Source organism: Streptomyces sp. NPDC050636, assembly GCF_040654775.1.
Lineage (GTDB): Bacteria > Actinomycetota > Actinomycetes > Streptomycetales > Streptomycetaceae > Streptomyces.
Map to the genome: position 1 here is coordinate 54744 of NZ_JBFAIP010000023.1, position 25484 is coordinate 80227.

Sequence of the window (25484 nt, forward strand, 5' to 3'; positions counted from 1 at the left end):
CCCGCGGCGGAGCCGCTATTGGCGCAGCACCCACTCCTCCAGGTGCGGCGCCTCGTCGCCGATGGTCGTCGAATCGCCGTGGCCGGTCCGTACCTCCGTCTGGGGCGGCAGGGCCAGCAGCCGGTCCCGGATCGACTCGATGATCGTCGGGAAGTCCGAGAAGGACCGGCCGGTGGCGCCGGGGCCGCCCTGGAAGAGGGTGTCGCCGGTGAAGACCGTGCCCAGGTCGGGTGCGTAGAGGCAGACCGCGCCGGGCGCATGGCCCGGCGTGTGAATCACCGTCAGGTCCGTGCCGGCGATGGTGAGCACCTGACCGTCCGCCAGTTCCGCGTCCGGGGCGTTGTCGGGGTGGGTCTGCTTCCACAACGGCAGGTCGTCGGGGTGCAGATGGATCCGGGCGCCGGTACGGGTGGCCAGCGTCGGCGCGGCGTCGATGTGGTCGTTGTGGGCGTGGGTGCAGATGATCGCGCGCAGCGTCCGGCCACCGAGCGCTTCAAGAATGGCGTCGGCGTCGTGGGCGGCATCGATGACGATCGCTTCCTCGTCATCGCCCACGATCCACACGTTGTTGTCGACGTCCCAGGTGCCGCCGTCGAGCGAGAAGGTGCCGGAGGTGACGAGGTGATCGATACGGGCCGTCATCAGAGCGTCACCACCGAACGCAGCACGTCGCCCGCGTGCATCCGCTCGAAGGCCTTCTCCACGTCCTCGATGCCGATGGTCTCGGTGACGAACGCGCCGAGGTCGATCCGGCCCTGCTGGTGCAGGTCGATGAGCATCGGGAAGTCGCGGGACGGCAGGCAGTCGCCGTACCAGGAGGACTTGAGGGCGCCGCCGCGGCCGAAGACGTCCAGTAGGGGAAGTTCCAGGGTCATCTCCGGGGTGGGGACGCCCACGAGGACGACGGTGCCGGCCAGGTCGCGGGCGTAGAACGCCTGCTTGTACGTCTCCGGGCGGCCGACCGCCTCGATGACGACATCCGCGCCGAAGCCGCCGGTCAGCTCGCGGATCGCGTCGACGGGGTCGGTGGTGCGGGAGTTGACCGTGTGGGTGGCGCCCATGGACCGGGCGGTCGTCAGCTTCCGGTCGTCGATGTCCACCGCGATGATCCGGGCGGCCCCGGCCAGCCGCGCGCCGACGACGGCCGCGTCGCCCACGCCGCCGCACCCGATGACCGCGACCGAGTCGCCGCGGCCGACCTTGCCGGTGTTGATGGCGGCACCGATCCCCGCCATCACCCCGCAGCCCAGCAGCCCGGCGACGGCGGGCGCGACCTCCGGGTCGACCTTGGTGCACTGCCCGGCGGCGACCAGCGTCTTGTCGGCGAACGCGCCGATGCCGAGCGCCGGGCTGAGCTCCGTACCGTCCTTCAGCGTCATCTTCTGCTTCGCGTTGTGCGTGTCGAAGCAGTACTGGGGGCGGCCGCGCAGACAGGCCCGGCACGCGCCGCACACCGCACGCCAGTTGAGGACGACGAAGTCCCCGGGCGCGACGTCCGTCACACCGGCACCGACCGACTCCACGACCCCGGCCGCCTCGTGCCCGAGCAGAAACGGGAAGTCGTCGTTGATGCCGCCCTGCTTGTAGTGCAGATCGGTGTGGCACACCCCGCACGCCTGGATCTTCACCACGGCCTCGCCGGGACCCGGATCCGGCACCAGGACCGTCTCCAGCCGGACCGGTTCGTTCTTCCCCGGCGCGATGACGCCGCGCACTTCCTGTGCCATTCGGTCAGCCCCTCTCAAAGATCAGGTACGGGACCACTGTGGCGCACAGCCACAAGCCGTGCCACACCGTACGCGCGCAGGGCGACGGCGCACAGGATCACGGCCGACGCCGCCATACCGTGGGCCGCCCGGGTCACCAGCGCGGGACGGCGGGGGTGACCCAGCCGGGGTCGGCCAGCCGCATGGCGGCGGCGTCGTCGCGGGAAAGCAGCGTGCCGTCGTCGGCCAGCCAGCGGCGGTGCAGTACGGCGAGCCGGTCGCGGTCGAGTTCGACGCCCAGGCCGGGGGCGTCGCTGACGTCGAGGCGGCCGCCGCGGAAGGTGAGCCGCTCGGTGAGGACGTCCTCGGTCTGCCAGGGGTAGTGGCTGTCGCAGGCGTGGTCGAGGTCGGGCACGGTCGCCGCGACCTGCGTCATGGCGGCGAGGCTGATGCCCAGGTGGGTGTTGGAGTGCATGGACAGGCCGACGCCGAAGGCGCGGCAGACGGCGGCGAGTTCGCGGGTGTTGCGCAGCCCGCCCCAGTAGTGGTGGTCGGAGAGCACGACCTGGACGGCGCCGCGGGTGAAGGCCTCGGCGATCTCGTCGAAGGTCGTGACGCACATGTTGGTGGCCAACGGGAGTTCCGTGCCGGCCGCCACCTCCGCCATCCGGTCCGTGCCGCTCACCGGGTCCTCCAGGTACTCCAGGACGTCCCCCAGTTCCTCCGCCACCCGGAGCGAAGTCGGCACGCTCCAGGCGCCGTTGGGGTCGAGGCGCAGCGGCCGGCCGGGGAACTCGGCGGCCAGTGCCTTGATGGCCGCGATCTCCTGCGCGGGTTCGAAGACACCGCCCTTGAGCTTGAAGGACGTGAACCCGTAGGTGTCCGCGAATCGGTGCGCCTGGGCGACGATCCCGGCCGGGTCGAGCGCCGCGCCCCAGTCGTCGCGCGCACCGCGTCCGCCCGGATGGCCGGCCCACCGGTAGAAGAGGTACGCGCTGTATTCGACCTGGTCGCGGACCTTGCCGCCGAGCAGCGCGTGGACGGGCAGGCCGGCGGCGCGGCCCCAGGCGTCCAGGCAGGCGACCTCGAAACCGGAGAGCACCGAGAGCCGCAGCTTGTCGGCGGTCTGCACACCGCGCAGCCCTCCGGCGTCCACGGTGTGCGCGCCGGTCGCGGCCGGGGAGTCGCCGCACACCTGGGCGGCGAGCGCGGGCAGCCCGTTCAGGTCCGTGACCGTTCTCCCGAGCAGCGCACCGGCCAACGGGCGGGCCAGATCGAGGTACTTGGTGTCCCCGTAGGTCTCGCCGAGTCCGGTGACGCCGCCCTCGGTGACCACCTCGATGATCAGGCGGGGGGTGTACGGCTGGTGCACGCCCTGGGTGTTCAGCAGCGGTGGGTCGGCGACCAGGATCGGCGTGAGCCGGACCTCCGCGATGGTGAGGTCCTTGGAGGCAGCTGGGTCGGCCATCAAGACACCTGTCTTCGTATGTAGACGATATCCACGTATGGGACTGGAGGTTAGGGAGCGCCCAGGAGGGCGTCAATACCCGCACCAGCAGCACCCCATCCGGAACCCTCCCCTCCGGCCAGCCTTTGCCAATCGTTGAATCTTCGCGCGTAGATACGGAAATGAGCCTCTGTTAGACCTACCTGGGTCTGGGTTTGGCTGTTTCACCTACCCGGGTCCCCCACACCTCCCGAAGGAGCCGCGCATGCCCCGCCCCGCCCTCTCCCGTCGCGTCCGCCTCGGCGGCGCGGCGGTCGCCGCCCTGGTCACCGGTACCGCCGTGTTCGGCGTCGGCCAGGCCACCGCCGAGCACTCCGTGCCGCACACCGACAAGGAGATACCGAACCTCACCCAGGTGCAGGACAAGATCAAGGCGTACTACGGCGACACGGTGACGGCCGACGGCCAGCACTACGCCTCCCCGGACAGCAACTACGCCCGCCAGGTCCGCGGCATCGAGGCCAAGGCCCGCGCGTACCTGACCAAGGCGCTCGCCGGCAAGCGCGCGGCCGAGGACGCCAAGCCCGCCATCGTCCTCGACATGGACGACACCACCCTGCTCACCTACAACTACGAGCTCCAGGTCGGCTTCGCCTTCACCCCGGAGAGCCAGGACAAGTACCTGGAGTCCACCGACATGGACCCGGTCTTCGGCATGAACCGGCTCGTCAACTGGGCGCACGACAAGGGCGCCGAGGTCTTCTTCCTGACCGGCCGCAAGGAGAAGCAGCGCGAGTGGAGCGTGCGCAACCTCAAGAACGTCGGCTACGGGGTGCCTCTGGACCGCAAGCATGTCTACCTGAAGGACAAGGAGCACCCGCCGCCGTACCTGCCCTGCGGCGCCACCTGCACCACCACCGAGTTCAAGTCCGGCACCCGTAAGCACATCGAGTCCCTCGGCTACAACGTCGTCGCCAACTTCGGGGACCAGTACAGCGACCTGAACGGCGGCTTCGGGGACCGGACCTTCAAGATGCCGAACCCGATGTACTACCTGCCGTAACGGCACGTCGGGCCCGCAGGGCGGTCAGCGCCTCTTGGGGAGCGGCACGCGCATCAGGTCCTGGGCGACGGTGAGTTCGCCGGTGAACCCCGCTGCGCGTGCCTGCCGCTCGAACTCCGAGGGGTCGGAGTAGCGCTGCGAGAAATGCGTCAGCACAAGGTGCCGCACGCCCGCATCCATGGCCACCCCGGCGGCCTGCCCAACCGTCAAGTGACCGTGATCGACGGCCAGTTGGACATCCTCGTCCAGGAATGTCGACTCGATGACGAGCATGTCCACGCCCTCCGCGAGCGCGTACACCCCCGAACACAGCCGGGTGTCCATCACGAACGCGAACCGCTGGCCGGGCCGGACCTCGCTCACCTCGTCGAGGGTGACGCCGTTGAGCTCACCGGCCCGCAGCAGCCGGCCGACGTCCGGTCCCGCGATGCCGTGCGCGGCCAGCCGGTCGGGCAGCATCCGCCGGGCGTCCGGCTCCACGAGGCGGTAGCCGTACGACTCGACGGGATGCGAGAGCTTCCGCGCCTCCAGCGTGTACGACGCCGAACGGTCCAGCTCGCCGTCGCTGTCGACCGGCCGCTGGGTGAGGCGGACCGTCTCCCGGTACGCGGTGGCATAGCGCAGCCGGTCGAAGAAGCGCTGCCCGCTGGCCGGATAGTGGGCGGTGACGGGGTGCGGCACCTGGTCCAGGTTGATCCGCTGGATCACCCCGGCCAGGCCCAGCGAGTGGTCGCCGTGGAAGTGGGTGATGCAGATCCGGTTGAGGTCGTGGGCGGCGACCCCGGCGCGCAGCATCTGACGCTGCGTCCCCTCACCGGGGTCGAAGAGCAGCCCCTGGCCGTCCCACCGCAGCAGATAGCCGTTGTGGTTGCGGTGCCGGGTGGGGACCTGGCTTGCGGTGCCGAGGACGACCAGTTCGCGTACGGACACGGCTGTTACCCGGGGGGCCACTGGAGGCCGCGGCCGCCGAGCACGTGCAGATGCGCGTGGAAGACGGTCTGGCCCGCGCCGGCGCCGGTGTTGAAGACGACCCGGTAGCCCCTGTCCTCGACCTTGTCCTCGGCGGCGACCTCGCGGGACTCGCGCAGTATGTCGGCGATGACCTGAGGTTCGGCGGCGGCGAGGGCCGCGGCGTCCGGGTAGTGCACCTTGGGGATCACCAGGACATGCGTCGGGGCCTGGGGGTTGATGTCGCGGAACGCGACGGTGGTCTCGGTCTCCCGCACGATGGTCGCCGGTACCTCCCCCGCCACGATCTTGCAGAACAGGCAGTCGGCCTGCGGTTCTCCCGCCACCGGTGGCTCCTCCCGGGTCATCGGTCGTACGCACGGTGCGCACGGCCTCGGATGCTACCGGGCGGCGCCTGCGGGGCCGGCCACCGCACCCCTACGCGGCGCGGACGGGCCGTCACCCTCCGCGGCGGGCGGGGCCCCGGGCCTCCACCGGACAGGCTCTAAGCTGACCGCTGATCACTTTCGCCCACAACCGGGAGTTATGCACCATGGCAACCACGCGCACCGCCAACACCCACTGGGAAGGCAACCTCCTGGAGGGCAAGGGCACCGTCGCCCTGTCCTCTTCCAACATCGGTACGTACGACGTGAACTGGCCCGCCCGCGCGGAGCAGCCGAACGGCGTCACCAGCCCCGAGGAGCTCATCGCGGCGGCCCACTCCTCCTGCTACTCCATGGCCTTCTCGCACGGCCTGGCGGGCAAGGGCCACACCGTCGCGTCGCTGGACACCCAGGCCGATGTGACCTTCCAGCCGGGCGAGGGCATCACCGGCATCGTCCTGACCGTCCGGGCCAGCGTCCCCGGCCTGTCCGAGGAGGAGTTCCAGGCCGCGGCCGAGGACGCCAAGAAGAACTGCCCGGTGAGCCAGGCGCTGGCGGGCGTCAAGAACATCACGCTCGACGCCCGGCTGGTCTGACGCCAGGGCCGGCCGATCCGGCCGGCGGATACCTGTACGCGAACGGCGGTGCGCCGACCGGCTCCTGAGGGCCGGTCGGCGCACCGCTGCGTTGTCAGTGGGTCATGTCACGATCGTTTTGTGCCGCCTGCTCGTCGTGTGTGGGAGCGGTGGCCCGGACGCACGTCCGACGCGGGCCGAGGGCGCAGCGTGCGATCACCCGAATGGGGCACGCCGGATGCCTGCGCGGCTCGCCGGGGCACTCAGCTCCAGCGCCCCGTGCGGCCCAGCAGCAGCGCCGTGGCGGCCGTGCCGGCGGTGGAGGTGCGCAGGACGGTCGTGCCGAGGCGATAGGGCTTGGCGCCGGCCTCGGCGAAGGCGTTGAGCTCCTCCGGGGAGACACCGCCCTCGGGGCCGACGACGAGCACGATACGGCCGGTGGTGGGGAGTTCGGCGGTGGCGAGCGGGCTGCTGCCCTCCTCGTGGAGGACCGCGGCGAAGTCGGCGTCGGCGAGCAGCGCCGCCACCTGCCTGGTCGTCAGCGGGTCCGCGACCTCGGGGAAGGTCAGCCGGCGCGACTGCTTGCCCGCCTCGCGGGCCGTGGCACGCCACTTCGCCAGCGACTTGGCGGCCCGCTCGCCCTTCCACTGGGTGACGCAACGCGCCGCCGCCCAGGGGACGATGGCATCGACACCGGTCTCCGTCATCGTCTCGACGGCCAGCTCGCCGCGGTCGCCCTTGGGCAGCGCCTGGACGACGGTGATCAGGGGCGTCGGTGTGGCCTCGGTGCGGATTCCGGTGACCGCGACGGTGAGCCGGTCCTTGCCCTCGACGGCCGCGACGGTGCCCTCGGCGCCGGTACCGCCGCCGTCCGTCAGCACGATCTCCTCGCCGACCCGCAGCCGGCGCACCGACACCGCGTGCCGGCCCTCCGGTCCGTCCAGGGTCAGCGTGCCGCCGGCCCGTACGTCCGCGAGCGAATCGACGAGGAAGACCGGCGCCGTCACGACACGGCCCCGGCGCCGCCGAGCTTCAACGCGGCGCGCGCCGCGTCCAGTTCGGCCACCAGCACCTCCACCAGCTGCCCGGCGGGCAGCTCGCGCGCCATCCGGTGGCCCTGCCCGGCCCACAGCGCCATGCCCTGCGCATCACCCGCCTTGGCCGCGGCCTTGCGCAGGCCCGAGGTGAGGTGGTGGACGGCGGGGTAGGCGGCCGGGGCGTACGGGCCGTGCTCGCGCAGGAAACGGTTCACCAGGCCGCGGGCCGGGCGCCCGGAGAACGCCCGGGTCAGCTCGGTGCGGGTGAACAGCGGGTTGGTCAGCGCCTGCTTGTGCAGGATGTTCGCGCCCGACTCGGGGGTGATCAGGAACGCCGTGCCGAGCTGCGCCATGGCGGCACCCGCAGACAGCACGGCGGCGATCTGTGAGCCGCGCATCAGCCCGCCCGCGGCGATGATCGGGATCTGCACCGCCTCGTAGACCTGCGCGATCAGGGAGAGCAGCCCGATGCCGGCGCCGGTGCCGTCGGCCTGCGGGTCGTCGCGGTGGGTGCTCTGGTGGCCGCCGGCCTCGATGCCCTGGACGCACACGGCGTCCGCACCGGACCACTGCGCGGCCTGTGCCTCGGCGGTGGTGGTGACGGTCACGACGGTGTACGTACCGACCTTGGCGAGCGAGTCGAGCACCGCGCGGGAGGGGCAGCCGAAGGCGAAGGAGACCACCGGCACCGGGTCCTCGCGGAGGATCGCCAGCTTGGCCTCGTAGCCGTCGTCGACGCCGCCGTACGGGTCGAGCTCGCCGAGCGGGGTCTCGTACCAGGCCGATTCGCCGGCGAGTTGCTCGCGGTAGGCCTCGACGGCCGTGACATCGGCGAGCGTGGGCTGCGGCATGAAGAGGTTGACGCCGAAGGGCCGCTCGGTCAGCCGGCGCAGCTGCTTGATCTCCTGGTACATCCCGTCGGCGGTTTTGTAACCGGCGGCGAGGAAACCGAGACCACCGGCTTCACTGACGGCGGCGGCGAGCTCCGGACAGGCGGCGCCGCCCGCCATCGGGGCCTGCACGATCGGGTAGCGGCAGAGATCGGTCAGCGCGGTGGGCATGACGACATCGTGTCACGCCCACCGCCGTGTTCCGAACGGGGGCCGGGTGTGAACTACCGCCCGTTGAACGCATCCTTCAGCCGCGAGAAGAGTCCCTGCTGCCCCGGTTGAAACTGGCCCGTGGGGCGTTCTTCACCACGGAGCTTGGCCAGCCGCCGCAGCAGCTCTTCCTGTTCCGGGTCGAGCTTGGACGGGGTCTGTACCTCGACGTGGACGATCAGATCGCCCCGGCCGCCGCCGCGCAGATGCGTCACACCGCGCTGGTGCAGCGGGATCGACTGGCCCGACTGCGTGCCGGGACGGACGTCGATCTCCTCCACCCCGTCCAGCGTCTCCAGCGGGCACTTCGTGCCCAGGGAGGCCGCCGTCATCGGGATGGTGACCGTGCAGTGCAGATCGTCGCCGCGCCGCTGGAAGACCGGGTGCGGCAGCTCATGGATCTCGACGTAGAGGTCGCCGGCGGGGCCGCCGCCGGGGCCGACCTCGCCCTCGCCCGCGAGCTGGATCCGGGTCCCGTTGTCGACACCGGCCGGGATCTTGACGGTCAGGGTGCGGCGGGAGCGGATGCGCCCGTCGCCCGCGCACTCCGGGCACGGCGTCGGCACGACCGTCCCGAAGCCCTGGCACTGGGGGCACGGCCGGGACGTCATGACCTGGCCGAGGAAGGACCGGGTGACCTGCGAGACCTCACCGCGGCCGCGGCACATGTCACAGGTCTGCGCCGAGGTCCCCGGCGCCGCGCCCTCACCGGTGCATGTCGTACAGACGATGGCGGTGTCGACCTGGATGTCCTTGGTCGTGCCGAAGGCCGACTCGCTCAGCTCGATGTCGAGCCGGATCATGGCGTCCTGGCCGCGGCGGGTGCGCGAGCGCGGTCCGCGCTGCGAGGCCGTGCCGAAGAAGGCGTCCATGATGTCGGAGAAGTTGCCGAAGCCCGCACCGAAGCCGCCCGCGCCGCCACCGGCTCCGCCGGACTGCGAAAGGGGGTCGCCGCCGAGGTCGTAGACCTGCTTCTTCTGCGGGTCCGACAGGACCTCGTAAGCGGCGTTGATCTCCTTGAACCGCTCCTGGGTCTTGGGATCAGGGTTCACATCCGGGTGCAGCTCACGCGCCAGACGCCGGAAAGCCTTCTTGATCTCGTCCTGGGATGCATCGCGCCGAACGCCCAGGACCGCGTAGTAATCCGTGGCCACTTACGACTCCGCGAGGATTTGTCCGACGTAACGTGCCACTGCGCGTACCGCTCCCATCGTTCCGGGGTAGTCCATGCGGGTCGGTCCGACCACGCCGAGTTTGGCGACTGCCTCGTCGCCCGAACCGTAGCCGACCGCGACGACCGATGTGGACGCCAGGCCTTCATGGGCATTCTCATGCCCGATTCGTACGGTCATGCCCGAGTCCTTGGCCTCCCCGAGCAGCTTGAGCAGCACCACATGCTCCTCAAGGGCCTCCAGCACCGGCCGGATGGTCAGTGGGAAATCGTGCCCGAAGCGCGTGAGATTGGCGGTGCCGCCGATCACCAGTCGCTCCTCGGTCTCCTCCACCAAAGTCTCCAGCAACACCGACAGCACTGTCGAGACCGTGCTGCGGTCGTCCTGCTCGAAGGATTCCGGCAGATCCTGCACCAGTTGCGGCACATCCGCGAACTTGCGCCCCACGACACGGCTGTTGAGCCGCGCCCGGAGATCCGCCAGGGACGTTTCGGCGAACGGCGTCTCGCAGTCGACCAGCCGCTGCTCGACCCGTCCGGTGTCCGTGATCAGTACGAGCATCAGGCGGGCCGGGGCCAGCGCCAGCAGCTCGACATGCCGGACCGTGGACCGGGTCAGGGAGGGGTACTGCACGACTGCGACCTGCCGGGTCAGCTGCGCCAGCAGCCGGACCGTACGGCCCACCACGTCGTCGAGGTCGACGGCGCCGTCCAGGAAGTTCTGGATGGCCCGCCGCTCCGGGGAGGACAGCGGCTTGACGCCGGCGAGCTTGTCGACGAACAGGCGGTAGCCCTTGTCGGTCGGGATCCGCCCGGCGCTGGTGTGCGGCTGGGCGATGAATCCCTCGTCCTCCAGGGCCGCCATGTCGTTGCGGACCGTGGCCGGGGAGACGCCGAGCTGATGGCGCTCGGTGAGGGCCTTGGAGCCGACCGGCTCCTCCGTCCCGACATAGTCCTGGACGATGGCGCGCAGCACTTCGAGCCTGCGTTCACTGAGCATCCTGCGCACCTCCAGTCCGGCCGTCCCGCCGATATCGTCTCGCCTGGCACTCACACGGGCCGAGTGCCAAGCCCTGAGCCAGTGTACGGCCGGGTAGCACGGCCGCGGCAAGGGCAGCCATACCCAGTACTTGCCCCGGGACCGGCCGAGTACGTGCCCCGGGGCCGGGAAAAGCAGGTCCGCGGGGCAGTCATCGGGCAACGCTATCGCGGGAGAGCTAGCGTCTCGGTATGCACACTGCTTGGGAAAACGCCCCTTGGGAAGAGGCCGGCTGGGAACGGCTCGGTGACGGTGTGGCGCGGCGTCGGATGCCCGGCTGGGACGAGACGATCGGCGTGATCGCGGGAGCGACCGGGGTGCTGATCGTCGACACCGGTGCGACCCTCCGCGACGGCGCGGACCTGCGGCGCGCGATCCGCGGTGTGCTCGGCCGGGAAGTGACGCATGTCGCTCTCACCCACCCGCATTTCGATCATGTGCTGGGGACCGCCGCGTTCGCGGGCGTCGAGGTGTTCGGCGCGGCCGGCCTGGCGGAGCTGCTGGATCGTGAGCGTGACGCGCTGCGGCATGACGCCATGCGCCATGGAGTCGACCGGGACGCCGCCGCGGAGGCCACCGACCTGCTGGTCCGTCCGCATCACCACGTCCATGGCGAGCTGAGTGTGAATCTCGGCGGCCGGTCGGTACTGCTCGCCAACGTCGGCCCCGGTCACACCGCCCACGACCTGGCCGTACTGGTGCCGGGCCGGGGCGGCGAACCGGAGATCGTCTTCTGCGGCGACCTGGTCGAGGAGTCCGGTGAGCCCCAGGCGGGCCGTGACGCGCTGCCCCAGCAGTGGCCCGGGGCCCTGGACCGGCTGCTGGCCCTCGGCGGCGAGGACGCGGTGTACGTACCGGGGCACGGCGCCGCGGTGAATGCCCGTTTCGTCCGTGACCAACGCGACGCGCTCGCCGCCCGCTTCGGCGTGTCCCGCGCCTGAGGCGTCGTCTCCCCTTACCTTCCTTCAGGTCCCGGCTGCATCCATCGGGGGACGGCCCCCGAACCACCAGCCGACTGCGTCCCCCGGGGGAGAACCCCGGACCCGCAGCCGAAATACCCAGCCACCCCGGAACAGGCACCCATGCAAAGCAACCGCTACAGCCCCGACCTCACCCCTCCATGGAAGAAGCAGCGGCCGGCGCCGGAGGTGGCGGCCGAGCCGGACCTCGTGGTCGAGGAGATCACCTCGGGCTTCTGCGGGGCCGTGATCCGCTGCGAGAAGACCGCCGAGGGACCGACCGTGACGCTTGAGGACCGCTTCGGCAAGCACCGGGTCTTCCCCATGGCACCGCGCGGCTTCCTTCTGGAGGGCAAAGTCGTCACGCTCGTACGGCCCTCGGCCCCGCCCCGGCAGCAGGGCCCGCAGCGCACCGCGTCCGGCTCACTGGCCGTCCCCGGGGCCCGCGCCCGGGTCGCCCGTGCGGGCCGCATCTACGTGGAGGGCCGCCATGACGCGGAGCTGGTCGAACGTGTCTGGGGCGACGACCTGCGTATCGAGGGCGTGGTCGTGGAGTACCTGGAGGGCATCGACGACCTCCCGGCGATCGTCCGCTCCTTCTCCCCCGGCCCCGACGCCCGCCTCGGCGTCCTCGTCGACCACCTGGTCCCCGGCTCGAAGGAATCCCGCATCGCGGCATCGGTCACAGACGCAAATGTGCTGGTCGTCGGCCACCCGTACATCGACGTCTGGGAAGCCGTGAAGCCGGCGTCGATCGGCATCCCGGCCTGGCCGTCCGTCCCCCACGGCCAGGACTGGAAGACCGGGGTGTGCCGCGCCCTGCGCTGGCCGGAGAACACCGGCGCGGCGTGGCAGCGGATTCTGTCCGGCGTGCGCTCGTACCGGGATCTCGAACCGGCGTTGCTGGGCGCGGTCGAGCGGCTCATCGATCACGTGACCGTGCCGTAGCGAGCCGACTTTTCGTTGGCAGCCCGGAGGGCTGACCGGCTTGCGCTCCGCACGTGCGGAGATGGTCCGTCGATGAGCTCGTCGACACTGCCGAGCAAAGCTTGCTCCCCGCGCACGCGGGGATGCCGGTCAGTCCACCAGATCCCGCACCACAGCGTCCGCGAGCAGCCGCCCGCGCAACGTCAGCACGGCCCGGCCTGCCTCGTACGGCCCGGGCTCCAGCAGCCCGTCGTCCAGGGCACGGGACGCGGCGCGCGCGCCCGCCGGGGCGAGGAGGGCCAGCGGGCAGCCGTCCACCAGGCGGAGTTCCAGGAGGATGCGTTCGACGCGGCGGTCCTCGTCGGGGAGGATCTCGCGGCCGGCGCCCGGGGAACGGCCCTCGGTGAGGGCCTGGGCGTAGGCGCCGGGGTGCTTGACGTTCCACCAGCGCACGCCGCCGACGTGGCTGTGTGCGCCGGGGCCCGCGCCCCACCAGTCCGCGCCGGTCCAGTACAGCTCGTTGTGGCGGCAGCGGGCGGCCTCGGTGGTCGCCCAGTTCGAGACCTCGTACCAGGTGAAACCGGCTGCGGCGAGGCGTTCGTCGGCGATGAGATAGCGGTCGGCGTGCACATCGTCGTCGGTCATCGGGACCTCGCCGCGGCGGATCCGGCGGGCCAGCTGGGTGCCTTCCTCGACGATCAGGGCGTAGGCGGAGACATGGTCGGGGCCGGCGCCGATCGCCGCGTCCAGGGATGCCCGCCAGTCGTCGTCGGTCTCGCCCGGTGTGCCGTAGATCAGATCGAGGTTGACGTGGTCGAATCCGGCCGCGCGGGCCTCCGCGACGCAGGCCTCGGGGCGGCCCGGGGTGTGCGTGCGGTCGAGGATCTTGAGTACGTGCTGGCGCGCGCTCTGCATGCCGAAGGAGACACGGTTGAAACCGCCCTCGCGCAGCTCGGCGAGATAGCGCGGATCGACGGATTCCGGATTGGCCTCGGTGGTGATCTCGGCGCCCGGCGCGAGGCCGAATTCCTCGCGGATGGCGGCCAGCATCCGGCCGAGGTCGGCGGCGGGGAGCAGGGTCGGGGTACCGCCGCCCACGAAGACCGTCTCGACGGGGCGGGGGTCGGCGCCCAGCACCTTGCGGGCCAGCCGGATCTCTTCCACGACGGTGTCGGCGTAGTTGTCGCGGGAGGCCAGCGCGCCGCCGGAGCCGCGCAGCTCACTCGCGGTGTAGGTGTTGAAATCGCAGTAGCCGCAGCGGGTCGCGCAGTACGGCACATGCAGATAGAAGCCGAGGGGTCGCTCGGCCGCCCCCGTCAGCGCATGACCGGGCAGCGACCCGTCCTCGGGCATCGGCTCACCATCAGGCAGTGCGGAAGGCATGGGGCCATTGTCCGTCATACGGGGGCGGGGTCGGTCCGCTCGCTGACGCCGCCCTACGGCGCCCCGCTCGCCGCCGCCTGGAGGACCAGCAGGGCCAGGTCGTCGTCGGGCGGGTTCGGGGCGAAGGCGTGGACGGCGTTGCGGATGTGTTCCGCGATGGCGGTGACACCCAGGCCGGTGGTGGCGGCGAAAGCCGTGGCCAGGCCGTCCTCGTCGTCGAACTGGTGCCGTCCCGAGCGGCGCTCGGTCACCCCGTCCGTCACACACAGCAGCGTTTCACCGGGACAGAGGTCGAACGATTCGCTGACGTACGAGGCGTCCTCGACCACTCCCAGCAGCATCTGCGGCGCCGCGACGACCCGCACCACGCCGTCCACGCCCAGCACCAGCGGCAGCGGGTGGCCGGCACTGGCGAGGGTGCAGCGGGCACCGCCGGAGTCGCCCTGGTACGGCACGATCTCGCCGTAGAGGAGGGACAGGAAGCGGGCCTGTTCGCCCTCGTCGCGGATCTCGACGGGCGCCTCCGCCCCGGCGCCGGCCGCCGCCACCGCCGCCGCGACCGCCGCGACGGAGTCCGCGGCCTCCCGCGCCATGGTCTTGTTGAGCCGGTCGAGCACCTCCGAGACGCCGAAGCCGTCGCGGGCCAGCAGCCGCAGTACGGGCCGGGCCAGGCCGGTCACCGCGGCCGCCTCGGGGCCACTGCCGCAGACATCGCCGAGGGCGAAGCACCAGCGGCCGTCGCCGGCGTCGAAGAGATCCCAGAAGTCGCCGCCCGCCCAGGCGCCCTCACGCGGTTCGTAGACGACCGCCGACTCCACCCCGGGCACCAGTGCGCGCCCCCGGGGCAGCAGCCTGCGTTGCAGGACCTGGCTGATGCGCTCCTGGCGGCTGTAAGCGCGGGCGGTGGCGACGGCGCGGGCGACGCGGCGGCACAGGTCCTCGATCAGGCCGAGGACCTCGTCGGGGAAGCGCCGCAGACCGTCCCGGCCGAGCAGCAGCGTGCCGAGCCGGCGACCGCCGGCCACCAGGGGGCAGACCAGGGCCGCGCCGCCGGGCTCGTACCCGCCCGGGTCGTGCGGCCAGGGCCAGGAGGCCGCGGTGGGCGTGCTGCCCGCGCCGCCCGTGTCGCCGCCCGCCATCGCCGGCGGCTGCTTCTCCAAGGCGGTACGCAGAGAATCGATCCGGCTCTCGTTGGAGTGCCAGACGCGCGCGAGCCGCTGCGCCTGGGCGTCCGCGGCTATGCCACGTCCGGGCGCGCCGCCGTCGCCGTCGTACAGCCACACCGCGCACCAGTCGGCGAGCCGCGGCACGATCAACTGGGCGGCGAGGGAAGCGACTTGGTCGGCGTCGAGCTGACCGGAGAGCAGGTCGGAGGCCTCGGCGAGGAAGGAGAGGGCGCCCTGGTGGATCCAGTCGGTGTCGGAGTGCCGGCGGGTGGCACGGCGCGGCGCCGGGGCGAGGAGTTCGGCGGCGCGCAGTCCGTGCTGGAGCATCTGGCTGTCGAAATCGGCCTCAAGCTCGGGCCGTACGCCGCCCTCGGGGGCGCCCGCGGGCAGCCGGAACCACACGGTCTTCATGGCGCGGCGGTAGGTGATGCCCCAGGATTCGGCGACCGCCCCGACCAACTGCAGGCCATGACCACCGCTTTCGGAGGCTGCGCCGCCCTCGCCGCCTTCGTGGCCGCGCACCGGCCGCGCGGAGTGGTGGTCGGAGACCTCGATGACGACACCCACACGGGAGAAGTCGTCCGGGTCGCCCGCGCCCGGTACGGCGTCGGGGTCCGCGACCCGCTCCGGGTAGGCCACCGGCTCCGGCTGGTGCACCGGCTCCTCCAGCCGGCAGCGCAGTTCGACGGCGGTGCCGGCGTGCACCACGGCGTTCGTGACCAACTCGCTGACCAGCAGCACCGCTTCGTCCGCCAGCCGGTCGGTGAGCCCTTCGGCGCCGGGCAGCCCCTGGGCGGTCCAGTCGGCGAACGCGGCCCGGACGAACTGCCGGGCGGCGGCAGCGGCCCGCGGGTCCCCGGGCAGGCTGGCCCGCAGGGAGCGGGCGGCCGGCCCCTCGCCGGAGCCGCCGCAGGAGCGGCCGCCGGCCGTCGCTCTCGCGACGTCGTCCCGTTGAACCGAAGTTGTCGTCCTCATTGACCAACTCCCGAGCAGCTCCGCTACAGCGCCGGATGCGCCAACGACAGAGTGACAGACAGAGGGCGGCCATAAGCGACGAGTCACCGAAGTGGGTAGCCTCGACGGACGATTCGGCCGACGCGCCATGGGAGTTGGCCGACGCGCGCGGGGAATCTGGAGGGACAGCTTCCGCACACAGGGCACCTTCCAGAACACCTGCCCGTACGGGAACAGCGCCACGGGGCGGCGCGGAAGCGGCTCTCGCCACTCCGCACCGCCCCGTACGACGGACCCGCGCGACCTCGGGCCCGTCCGGCGCGCGTAGGACCTACCCGTCAGGCCTCGCGCGACCCCGCGTACATCTCGTCCAGCAGGTCCTTGAACGCCCGCTCCACCACCGGCCGCTTGACCTTGAGGCTGGGTGTCACCTCACCGTGCTCGATGTCCAGGTCACGCGGCAGCAGCCGGAACTTACGGATCTGCTGCCAGCGCTGCAGACCCTCGTTGACCCGCTCGACATAGCCGTCGATCAGCTCCCGGACCTGGTCGGTGGCGACGACCTCGGCGTACGTCGTGCCGGCGACGCCGCGTTCCTTCGCCCAGCCCAGGATCGTCGGCTCGTCGAGCGCGATCAGCGCGGTGCAGAAGTTCCGGTTGGCGCCGTGCACCAGCACATTGGAGACGAACGGGCAGACCGCCTTGAACTGGCCCTCCACCTCGGCCGGCGCGATGTACTTGCCGCCCGAGGTCTTGATCAGGTCCTTCTTGCGGTCGGTGATCCGCAGATAGCCGTCCGGGGACAGCTCGCCGATGTCGCCGGTGTGGAACCAGCCGTCCGGCTCCAGGACCTCGGCGGTCTTGTCCGGCAGGCCGTGGTAGCCCTGCATGATGCCGGGGCCGCGCAGCAGGATCTCGCCGTCCTCGGCGATCCGTACCTCGGTGCCGGGCAGCGGCTTGCCGACGGTACCGGTGCGGTAGGCCTCGCCGGGGTTGACGAAGCTGGCGGCGCTGGACTCCGTCAGGCCGTAGCCCTCCAGAATGTGGATGCCGGCGCCGGAGAAGAAGTAGCCGATCTCCGGCGCGAGCGCGGCCGAGCCGGAGACCGCGGCGCGCAGCCGGCCGCCGAAGGCCTCCCGCAGCTTGGCGTAGACGAGCGCGTCGGCGACCTTGTGCTTGGCGCCGAGCGCGAACGGCACCGAGGCGTTGCCGGTGCGCCGGAAGTTGTCCTGCGAGACCTTGGCGTACTCGCGGGCCACCCCGGCCGCCCACTGGAAGATCTTGTACTTCGCGCCGCCGCCCGCCCGGGCCTTGGCCACGACACCGTTGTAGACCTTCTCGAAGATCCGCGGCACGGCGGCCATATACGTCGGCTGCACCACCGGCAGATTCTCGATGATCTTGTCGACCCGGCCGTCCACGGCGATCACATGCCCCACCGAGATCTGCCCCGCGGTGAGCACCTTCCCGAAGACATGCGCCAGCGGGAGCCACAGGTACTGCACATCGTCGTCGGTGACCAGCCCGGTCGCCTGGATCGCGCGGGCCATGTACGACCAGCAGTCGTGCGGGAGCCGTACGCCCTTGGGGCGGCCGGTGGTCCCGGAGGTGTAGATCAGCGTCGCCAGCTGGTCGGCGCGCAGCGCGGCGACCCGCTCCTTCACACAGCCCGGGTTCTTCTCCAGATGGGCGGCACCGCGCCGCTCCAGCTCGGCGAGCGAGAGCACCCAGCCCTCCGGGTCGCCCTCCGCGGGCTGCGCGTCCGCCTCCTCGATGACGACGACATGCGCCAGATCAGGCAGCTCGGCGCGCTTCTCGCGGGCCTTGGCGAGCTGTCCGGCATCCTCCGCGATCAGCACCCGGCTGCCGGAGTCGGCCAGGATGTAGGCCGTCTCCTCGACGTTGGTGCTGGGGTAGACCGTGGTCGTGGCGGCGCCGGAGCACAGCACACCGAGGTCGGCGAGGATCCAGTCGACGCGGGTGTTGGCGGCCAGCGCCACCCGCTCCTCGGGCTGCACGCCCAGCGCGATCAGACCGGCCGCGGCGGCGAAGACCCGCTCCGCGGCCTCGGCCCAGGAGACCGCCTTCCAGTCGTCCGGGCCGGTGCCCGAGGCCGGTGGGACGGGATAGCGGTAGGCCTCGGTATCGGGAGTGGCGGCGACCCGCTCCAGGAAGAGATTCGCCACCGAGGGCGGCCGGCTTTCGATAAGCGTGTGGGTGTCCGTCACGGCATCCTCCGGGGCCCGCTTCGTTGCTGGTGACTCGCGAGTAACCTTTGAGCAGTGATCAGAGTAGAGCGCGTTTCGCCGGCGCGTAAGGGGCTGCGGCCGACTCGTTCACGATGTGACCAGTGCGATAGGTGTATGTGACACACGCGCCACCCGACGGGCCGCCACCCCGAGCACAAAACCGCAGGCCACGCGTGCAATACGGACCGTACAGGCCCGGCGACGCCACGCTCCGTATCCGCCACGGCACCCACCCGGACAGCCGACAGGGCGCCGGCCCCCTGGGGACCGGCGCCCTGCTCTGCGGTGACGCGTCTCGATTGGCGAGGTTTGCCGCTTCGGTCCGCTCGCCGGCTACTTCTTCGACTTCGCGTCGCCGTCGGAGTCCGAGGACAGCACCGCGATGAAGGCCTCCTGCGGGACCTCCACGTTGCCGACCATCTTCATCCGCTTCTTGCCTTCCTTCTGCTTCTCCAGCAGCTTCCGCTTACGGGAGATGTCACCGCCGTAGCACTTGGCGAGGACGTCCTTGCGGATGGCGCGGACCGTCTCACGGGCGATGACCCGGCTGCCGATGGCGGCCTGGATCGGCACCTCGAAGTTCTGCCGCGGAATCAGCTCCCGCAGCTTGGCGACCAGCCGCACACCGTAGGCGTACGCCTTGTCCTTGTGGGTGATCGCGGAGAACGCGTCGACCTTGTCGCCGTGCAGCAGGATGTCGACCTTGACCAGCTCGGAGGTCTGCTCGCCGGTGGGCTCGTAGTCCAGCGAGGCATAGCCGCGGGTCTTGGACTTGAGCTGGTCGAAGAAGTCGAAGACGACCTCGGCGAGCGGCAGGGTGTAGCGGATCTCGACACGGTCCTCGGAGAGGTAGTCCATGCCGAGCAGCGTGCCGCGGCGGTTCTGGCACAGCTCCATGATCGCGCCGATGAACTCGCTCGGCGCCAGGATCGTGGCCCGTACGACCGGCTCATGGACCTGGTCGATCTTGCCGGTGGGGAACTCGCTGGGGTTGGTGACGGTGTGCTCGGCGCCGTCCTCCATGTCCACCCGGTAGACCACGTTGGGCGCGGTGGCGATCAGATCGAGGCCGAACTCGCGCTCCAGGCGCTCGCGGACGACCTCAAGGTGCAGCAGCCCCAGGAAGCCGACGCGGAAGCCGAAGCCGAGGGCCGCGGAGGTCTCCGGTTCGTAGACCAGCGCGGCATCGTTGAGCTGGAGCTTGTCCAGCGCCTCGCGCAGCTCCGGGTAGTCCGAGCCGTCCAGCGGGTACAGGCCCGAGAACACCATCGGCTTGGGGTCCTTGTAGCCGCCCAGCGCCTCGGTGGCACCCTTGCTGAGCTGGGTGATCGTGTCGCCGACCTTGGACTGGCGGACATCCTTCACACCGGTGATCAGATAGCCCACCTCACCGACGGACAGGCCGTCGGCGGCCGTCATCTCCGGCGAGTTGGTGCCGATCTCCAGCAGCTCGTGCGCGGCGCCGGTGGACATCATCTTGATCCGCTCACGCTTGCTCAGCGTGCCGTCGACGACCTTTACATACGTCACCACGCCGCGGTAGGCGTCGTAGACCGAGTCGAAGATCATTGCGCGGGCGGGGCTGTCCTTGACGCCGACCGGGGGCGGCACCTCGCGGACGACCTTGTCCAGCAGCTCGGGGACGCCGACGCCGGTCTTGGCTGAGACCTTCAGGACGTCCTCGGGGTCGCAGCCGACGAGGTTCGCCAGCTCGGCGGCGAACTTCTCGGGCTGTGCGGCCGGCAGGTCGATCTTGTTGAGGACGGGGATGATCGTGAGGTCGTTCTCCATCGCCAGGTAGAGGTTGGCGAGGGTCTGCGCCTCAATGCCCTGAGCTGCGTCGACCAGCAGAATGCAGGCCTCGCACGCGGCCAGCGAGCGGGAGACCTCGTAGGTGAAGTCGACGTGGCCCGGAGTGTCGATCATGTTGAGGATGTGGGTCGGGCCACCTTCCTCGTCCGTACGGGCCCAGGGCAGCCGGACCGCCTGGGACTTGATCGTGATGCCGCGCTCGCGCTCGATGTCCATGCGGTCGAGGTACTGCGCGCGCATCTGCCGCGAGTCGACGACACCGGTGAGCTGGAGCATCCGGTCGGCGAGCGTCGACTTGCCGTGGTCGATGTGCGCGATGATGCAGAAGTTACGGAGGAGAGCCGGGTCGGTACGGCTCGGCTCCGGCACGTTCGTAGGGGTCGCGGGCACGCAGGGTCCATTCAGTGAACGCGGGTAGGCGGGACTCGTATGTGATGTCTCCCCCTATCGTCCCATGAGCGGCGTCCCCGGTCCGGTTCGGGCGAGCACAGATGGCGGCCCAGGTGGCGGCTCGGGCCCGGTTTGGGAGGCCGTAGACCCTGCTGGTAACCTGGTCCACTGCGCTTCGTGCCCTCTCTCGGTGCGCGGCGCAACTCGAAACTCCAACGAACCTGAAAAGGCTCTTTCGTGGCGAACATCAAGTCCCAGATGAAGCGGATCAAGACGAACGAGAAGGCTCGTCAGCGCAACAAGGCTGTCAAGTCGGCTCTGAAGACCTCGATCCGTCGCACCCGCGAGGCCATCGAGGCCGGTGACCTGGCGAAGGCCACCACCGCCCAGGCCGAGGCTGCCAAGAAGCTCGACAAGGCCGTCAGCAAGGGTGTCATTCACAAGAACGCCGCCGCCAACAAGAAGTCGGCGCTGGCCAAGAAGGTCGCCGGCCTCAAGGGCTGAACCTTCGTCTGACTGCAGTACCCGGACCGTACGGTCCACCTCTGCGGTCAGGGATCCAGCGGCCCCTCTCTCCGCTCCCTGATCGATGCACCACCGCGCCGCACACGGCCTGCGTTCGCCACGCGGGTGCGGCGCACTCGGCCCGGCCGGCGGATTCCGCCGCAGGAGCCGCGAATACGTTGTACGAAGACCCCGCCTTTGCCCCCATTCCCCGGGGGCGGGCGGGGTTTTTCGTTGTGGGGACGGGACCGAGTCCGTGGGTCGGGGATTCCGTGAGGGTTCGGTTTTTCCGGGGGCCCGCTACTCTGCGGGCATATCCATCTCGGGGGAGCAAATATGTCGGTCTCGGGGGAACAGAACAATCCCTACACGCAGCCACAGTCACAGCCCAATCCGTACGGGCAGGTGCCCGCGCAGCAGAACCCGTACGCTCAGCAGCCGCCGCCGCAGGGGCCCGGCGGCTACGCCTACCCGACGGCGGGCACTCCGGGCGCTCCGGGCACTCCGGGCGCGCCCATAGGGGTGCCGGGCGCTCCCGGGGTGGATACGGGCCGGGGCGCGTCCGGCTGGCTGTGGGCGATCGGCGGGGCGGTCGCCGCCTCCGCGATGTGGGCCTCCGTGATGTTCGCCACCGGGGCCTTCTCCTCCGAGCCGAGCCCTGACCTGGCGGGCTACTCGTACACCAGCGATCTCTGTGCGGCCACCTCGCTGAAGCCCTTCAAGGACGCCCACTACCGGCCGAAGCAGAACACCGGCACGGCCTCGAAGGACCCCAATCCGGCGCACAGCGGCGCCCAGGAGAAGTCACTGGACTCCATGTGGTGCAACGTCACGATGGAGCAGGAGAACGCCGGCAGCTCCGACTACTCCTCGACCTGGCTCTACAGCACCGCCACCCTGCACAAGAAGAGCGATCCGGCACTGGAGTTCGCGGACACCTACCGCGCGTACGAGAAGCAGGACGTCGCGGCCGGCTACCAGGTCGAGCCCGTGACGGGCATCGGCGACGAGGCATATCTGGTGACGCGGAAGGACAGCGGCACCAGCGGCAGCTCGTATGCGATCCTCGGCGTCCGCGACGGCTGGATGACGTATCAGTCGACGTGGTCGAGCTATGCCTCGACGAGCGGCTCCGCCAAGCAGCCGAGCTCCGGTGAGGTGGCGACGATGCTGAAGAGCAGCGCTACGGAGACGCTGAAGCAGCTGCGGGGGTCGGGGGCACGCTGACGGGTGGCTGACGGTGTGTGCCCCTACGTACGCATCGCACCCGTCCTACGCATCGCACCAGTCGTACGCATCGCACCCGTCGTACACACTGCACGTCGTACACACCGCGCGCCGTACAGCCTCAGTGGGAGCGGGACCGTGCCGCGCGGGCGATCGCCACGACGGCCTTCTCCAGGGCGTATTCGGGATCGTCGCCGCCGCCCTTGACGCCCGCGTCGGCCTCGGCCACCGCCAGCAGCGCCGTCGCGACACCGTCCGCCGTCCAGCCGCGCATCTGCTGCCGCACCCGGTCGATCTTCCACGGCGGCATGCCCAGATCGCGGGCGAGGTCGCCGGGGCGGGCGCCGCGTGGCGCGGAGGCCAGCTTGCCGATGGCCCGGACGCCCTGGGCGAGCGCGCTGGTGATCATGACGGGAGCGACGCCGGTCGACATCGCCCAGCGCAGCGCCTCCAGCGCCTCGGCGGCGCGGCCCTCCACGGCGCGGTCCGCGACGGTGAAACTCGACGCCTCGGCACGGCCCGTGTAGTAACGCCCCACGATCGCCTCATCGATCGTGCCCTCGATATCGGCGGTCAACTGCGAACAGGCCGAGGCCAGCTCGCGCAGATCGCTGCCGATCGCGTCGACCAGCGACTGACAGGCCTCCGGTGTCGCGGAGCGCCCGAGCGAGCGGAACTCGCCCCGTACAAAGGACAGCCGGTCGGCCGGTTTCGTCATCTTGGGGCAGGCCACCTCGCGCGCCCCGGCCTTACGGGCGGCGTCCAGCAGGCCCTTGCCCTTGGCACCGCCGGCGTGCAGCAGCACCAGGGTGATCTCCTCGGCGGGCGCGCCGAGATATCCCTTGACGTCCTTGATGGTGTCCGCGGAGAGGTCCTGGGAGCCGCGCACCACCACGACCTTGCGCTCGGCGAAGAGCGAGGGGCTGGTCAGCTCGGCGAGGGTGCCGGGCTGCAGCTGGTCGGAGGTGAGGTCGCGTACGTCGGTGTCCGCGTCGGCCGCGCGGGCGGCCGCCACCACCTGCTGCACGGCGCGGTCCAGCAGCAGGTCTTCCTGGCCCACCGCGATCGTGACGGGGGTGAGGGGGTCGTCGTTAGCTGTCTTCCTGGCCATCGCGGTCCAGCATCCCACGCCCCACTGACAGCGCCGTCCGGATCTGCGTCCGGGCCCCCGCTCGGGACGCCGGCCCGCTGCCGGACAATGGTCCGGTGAGCGATGCACAACACGTACGACACCTACGTCATGTCCTGGTATTGCCCGACCGCGACGCGGCCGAGGAACTGATCGAGGAACTGGCCGAGCGGTTCGGCCTCGCCGAGGAACCCCAGCTGGTACGGGACGCGCTGGCCGGTGAGGACGACGCGGAGGACGCGCAGTGGCTGGTCGTGGTCGAGGATCCGGACGCCGCCTACGACCCGGCGCGGCTGGACGGGCTCGCGGCGGAGTACGAGGGGTGGCGGGAGGCCGAGTGAACGGCCGGGGGCCAGTGGTGGCAGGTGTCTGGTGGCGGGGGGGGCGGGTCGCTAGCGGCCAGCGGCCTCGGCTGGCCGCTGGTCGTCGGTCGCCGGCCGGTCCGACCGACTCGGTGTCTGACCCGGCCGCGGAATCCGGTCCAGCGTGATGCCGAAGTGGGTCCGGTAGGCGGGGAGGATCTCGGGATCGGCCAGCTCCCGTTCGTCGCGGGCACCATCGGCCCCGGTGATCACGAGCGTTGGGCCGGAGAGGGTGACCCGGCCGGTCTCCGTCAGCCGTGAGCAGACCAGCGACTGGGTGAAGTGCGAGGCGGGCGAGGTGCGGTTCCACCAGCAGCCGACCTCGAAATCGGCGAGTGCGCGCGGGCGTTGTTCGAGGCGGTACTGCGGGGCGCCGTCCCGAAGGACGTCGAGGTCACCCTCGGGTGTCTCCTCGATACGGAAGACGCCGCCGGGATCGGGCTGATCGGCCCGGCCGTCCAGCCGCAGCGGATAGTGGCTGTGCTTCCCGAAGCCGACGTCCACGAGCCACGGCCCGCCGGGCATGTCCACCCGCAGTGCGAGGTGGTCGTACGGGATGCCCCAGCCCCTGGGGCCGAAGACGCGGGCGGACAGCAGCTCGACGGTGTAGCCGAGGCCACCTAGCAGAGCCGCGAAGGCGCCGTTGAGTTCGTAGCAGAAGCCGCCGCGCCGAGCGCCGACGATCTTGTCCAGCAGTGGCTGCTCCGCGAGCACGATCTCCTCGCCGAGGTGGACGGAGAGGTTCTCGAAGGGGACGCTGCGCAGATGTCGCAGGTGCAGCGTGCGCAGCCCCTCGGCGTCGGGGGACGCGGGGCGGGCGGCGCCTATCCGGCGAAGGTAGGCATCGGTGGCGGCGGCATCCATAAGGCGTATGTCCTTCACATGCGCGTTCATCACTTGCGCGTTCATCAGGTGTGAATTCATCAGGTGTGAATTCATCGATCTGCGCTCTTCAGCTGTGCGTCCGCTCCGAGGCGAACCAGCGGCGGGTGCGGTCGACCGCCGACGCGGGAACGCCGGCCATGACATCGGCGACGGTCTGCGCGGCGAGCTCCCGGCGCCAGGCGAGCTCGGCCTTACGCATGGCCGTCGAGATACCGCAGGGCCGGCCCAACTCCCGTGCGGGCGCCTCGGCTCCGGCTCCCTGACGGCGGATCTCGGTGCAGCGGAAGACGTCGTCGGTGCCCTCGATCGCCGCGACGACATCCATCAGCGTGATCCGCTCCGGCGGCCGCGCGAGCCGGAAGCCGCCGCGCGCGCCGGGGGTGGAGCTCAGGATTCCGGCCCGTACGAGCGCCTGCAGCCGCTTGTTGAGATAGGGCGCGGGAAGCTCGAAGGACGCCGCGAGCCGTGCCGTCGACACGGGCCCTTCCCCTTCGAGCCAGGCCAGCGTCACACAGCAGTGCAGGCCCCACTCGACACCCTCACTCATCCTCATAATCTGGAGTCTACAGATCCTGATTTACGGGACGACGTGGGCAGAACGCCGCGCGGTGTACCGGGCGGGGCGGGGTACCAGGCGGGGCGACGTACCGGGCGGGGCGGGGCCCGAGGGGCCACCGGAGACAGCGGATGAACCTCTGGTGACGGGCTGCCGAAGCCCTCTCGGCTCCCGGTGGCCGTCCCTACAGTGCAGTCATCCCGCCTTCCGATCATTCGTGCGAGGTTGCTGTGGCTGTGCCGGACACCGAGACGATCCTCACCGCGGCCGGACTGGTGGCGACGGCCGTCGTCTGGGCCGTCGAGCGCTTCCTGCCGGGCCGCAAGCGGATCGGCTATCGCGTGCAGATGGACACCGCGATCGGCATGAACCCCCAAGACGCCCACAGCCTGGTGCAGTTGCGGCTGCTGCGGCAGGACCAGGAGATCAGCGATGCGACGCTGGCGCTGCTGCGGTTCGAGAACGACGGCGGCAAGGACATCGTCCGGCAGGACTACCAGGAGCCGCTG

General features: G+C 70.8%; 23 protein-coding genes. 7 read left to right on the forward strand and 16 right to left on the reverse strand.

Translation table 11 applies throughout. The features are described from left to right. Positions 1-15: 15 nt before the first annotated feature. From AB0I10_RS19190 to AB0I10_RS19200, 3 genes are all read right to left on the reverse strand, one after another. On the reverse strand, positions 16-642 hold the full coding sequence (locus tag AB0I10_RS19190) for an MBL fold metallo-hydrolase (protein WP_363153679.1): 627 nt from the start codon (positions 640-642) through the stop codon (positions 16-18). Continuing rightward, complete coding sequence (locus AB0I10_RS19195; protein WP_363153680.1) at positions 642-1727, reverse strand: S-(hydroxymethyl)mycothiol dehydrogenase; 1086 nt, start codon at positions 1725-1727, stop codon at positions 642-644. The genes AB0I10_RS19190 and AB0I10_RS19195 overlap by 1 nt, the downstream gene beginning before the upstream one ends. Positions 1728-1860: 133 nt before the next feature. Beyond that, the gene (locus AB0I10_RS19200) at positions 1861-3174 is read right to left on the reverse strand and encodes a glucarate dehydratase family protein (protein ID WP_363153681.1); all 1314 of its coding nucleotides are present in this window, start codon (positions 3172-3174) and stop codon (positions 1861-1863) included. 244 nt (positions 3175-3418) lie between these two features. Between AB0I10_RS19200 and AB0I10_RS19205 the strand changes: the two genes are divergently transcribed. After that, on the forward strand, positions 3419-4216 hold the full coding sequence (locus AB0I10_RS19205; RefSeq protein ID WP_363153682.1) for an HAD family acid phosphatase: 798 nt from the start codon (positions 3419-3421) through the stop codon (positions 4214-4216). A gap of 24 nt (positions 4217-4240) precedes the next feature. On the opposite strand, the gene AB0I10_RS19210 is transcribed toward AB0I10_RS19205, so the two are convergent. Next, on the reverse strand, positions 4241-5146 hold the full coding sequence (locus AB0I10_RS19210; RefSeq protein WP_363153683.1) for a ribonuclease Z: 906 nt from the start codon (positions 5144-5146) through the stop codon (positions 4241-4243). A gap of 5 nt (positions 5147-5151) precedes the next feature. Further along, entirely contained in the window at positions 5152-5511 is a 360-nt protein-coding gene (locus AB0I10_RS19215) for a histidine triad nucleotide-binding protein (protein ID WP_363153684.1), read from the reverse strand. A gap of 206 nt (positions 5512-5717) precedes the next feature. Here AB0I10_RS19215 and AB0I10_RS19220 point away from each other — a divergent pair, with 206 nt between their 5' ends. Next, on the forward strand, positions 5718-6146 hold the full coding sequence (locus AB0I10_RS19220; RefSeq protein WP_363153685.1) for an OsmC family protein: 429 nt from the start codon (positions 5718-5720) through the stop codon (positions 6144-6146). 242 nt (positions 6147-6388) lie between these two features. On the opposite strand, the gene AB0I10_RS19225 is transcribed toward AB0I10_RS19220, so the two are convergent. The 4 genes from AB0I10_RS19225 to hrcA are packed head-to-tail and all read right to left on the reverse strand — an operon-like array spanning position 6389 to position 10433. Further along, positions 6389-7132, reverse strand: coding sequence for a 16S rRNA (uracil(1498)-N(3))-methyltransferase (locus AB0I10_RS19225; protein WP_363153686.1), 744 nt, complete (start codon positions 7130-7132; stop codon positions 6389-6391). Then, on the reverse strand, positions 7129-8223 hold the full coding sequence (locus AB0I10_RS19230) for a nitronate monooxygenase (protein ID WP_363153687.1): 1095 nt from the start codon (positions 8221-8223) through the stop codon (positions 7129-7131). The genes AB0I10_RS19225 and AB0I10_RS19230 overlap by 4 nt, the downstream gene beginning before the upstream one ends. 53 nt (positions 8224-8276) lie before the next feature. Then, positions 8277-9416: a molecular chaperone DnaJ gene (gene dnaJ, locus AB0I10_RS19235; protein WP_363153688.1), complete on the reverse strand. Its 1140-nt coding sequence runs from the start codon at positions 9414-9416 to the stop codon at positions 8277-8279. Beyond that, complete coding sequence (gene hrcA, locus AB0I10_RS19240; RefSeq protein ID WP_363153689.1) at positions 9417-10433, reverse strand: heat-inducible transcriptional repressor HrcA; 1017 nt, start codon at positions 10431-10433, stop codon at positions 9417-9419. Between the two features lie 230 nt (positions 10434-10663). Here hrcA and AB0I10_RS19245 point away from each other — a divergent pair, with 230 nt between their 5' ends. Both AB0I10_RS19245 and AB0I10_RS19250 read left to right on the forward strand, forming a co-directional pair. After that, complete coding sequence (locus AB0I10_RS19245; RefSeq protein WP_363153690.1) at positions 10664-11413, forward strand: MBL fold metallo-hydrolase; 750 nt, start codon at positions 10664-10666, stop codon at positions 11411-11413. Between the two features lie 141 nt (positions 11414-11554). Further along, on the forward strand, positions 11555-12379 hold the full coding sequence (locus tag AB0I10_RS19250) for a DUF3097 domain-containing protein (protein WP_363153691.1): 825 nt from the start codon (positions 11555-11557) through the stop codon (positions 12377-12379). Positions 12380-12508: 129 nt separating this feature from the next. On the opposite strand, the gene hemW is transcribed toward AB0I10_RS19250, so the two are convergent. The 4 genes from hemW to lepA form a co-directional block, all read right to left on the reverse strand. Further along, complete coding sequence (gene hemW / locus AB0I10_RS19255) at positions 12509-13741, reverse strand: radical SAM family heme chaperone HemW (RefSeq protein WP_363153692.1); 1233 nt, start codon at positions 13739-13741, stop codon at positions 12509-12511. A 53-nt stretch (positions 13742-13794) separates the two neighbouring features. After that, positions 13795-15882: a SpoIIE family protein phosphatase gene (locus AB0I10_RS19260; RefSeq protein WP_363153693.1), complete on the reverse strand. Its 2088-nt coding sequence runs from the start codon at positions 15880-15882 to the stop codon at positions 13795-13797. A gap of 317 nt (positions 15883-16199) precedes the next feature. Continuing rightward, complete coding sequence (locus tag AB0I10_RS19265) at positions 16200-18089, reverse strand: AMP-binding protein (RefSeq protein ID WP_363153694.1); 1890 nt, start codon at positions 18087-18089, stop codon at positions 16200-16202. Between the two features lie 354 nt (positions 18090-18443). Beyond that, positions 18444-20312 carry a translation elongation factor 4 gene (gene lepA / locus AB0I10_RS19270; protein WP_363153695.1) on the reverse strand — a complete coding sequence of 623 codons (1869 nt, stop codon included), beginning with the start codon at positions 20310-20312 and terminating at the stop codon, positions 18444-18446. Between the two features lie 237 nt (positions 20313-20549). Here lepA and rpsT point away from each other — a divergent pair, with 237 nt between their 5' ends. After that, positions 20550-20816: a 30S ribosomal protein S20 gene (rpsT, locus tag AB0I10_RS19275; RefSeq protein WP_363153696.1), complete on the forward strand. Its 267-nt coding sequence runs from the start codon at positions 20550-20552 to the stop codon at positions 20814-20816. A 336-nt stretch (positions 20817-21152) separates the two neighbouring features. After that, on the forward strand, positions 21153-22043 hold the full coding sequence (locus AB0I10_RS19280) for a hypothetical protein (RefSeq protein ID WP_363153697.1): 891 nt from the start codon (positions 21153-21155) through the stop codon (positions 22041-22043). A gap of 121 nt (positions 22044-22164) precedes the next feature. Here the strand turns inward: AB0I10_RS19280 and holA are convergent, their stop codons facing one another. Beyond that, positions 22165-23154 (reverse strand): DNA polymerase III subunit delta, encoded by a 990-nt coding sequence (holA, locus tag AB0I10_RS19285; RefSeq protein ID WP_363153698.1) that lies wholly within the window; start codon positions 23152-23154, stop codon positions 22165-22167. A 95-nt stretch (positions 23155-23249) separates the two neighbouring features. On the opposite strand from holA, the gene AB0I10_RS19290 reads away from it, so the two are divergent. Next, positions 23250-23513 (forward strand): hypothetical protein, encoded by a 264-nt coding sequence (locus AB0I10_RS19290; protein ID WP_363153699.1) that lies wholly within the window; start codon positions 23250-23252, stop codon positions 23511-23513. A 51-nt stretch (positions 23514-23564) separates the two neighbouring features. Here AB0I10_RS19290 and AB0I10_RS19295 read toward each other — a convergent pair whose 3' ends face one another. After that, on the reverse strand, positions 23565-24398 hold the full coding sequence (locus AB0I10_RS19295; protein WP_363153722.1) for an arylamine N-acetyltransferase: 834 nt from the start codon (positions 24396-24398) through the stop codon (positions 23565-23567). Between the two features lie 88 nt (positions 24399-24486). Further along, complete coding sequence (locus AB0I10_RS19300) at positions 24487-24972, reverse strand: Rrf2 family transcriptional regulator (RefSeq protein ID WP_363153700.1); 486 nt, start codon at positions 24970-24972, stop codon at positions 24487-24489. Positions 24973-25484: the final 512 nt, after the last annotated feature.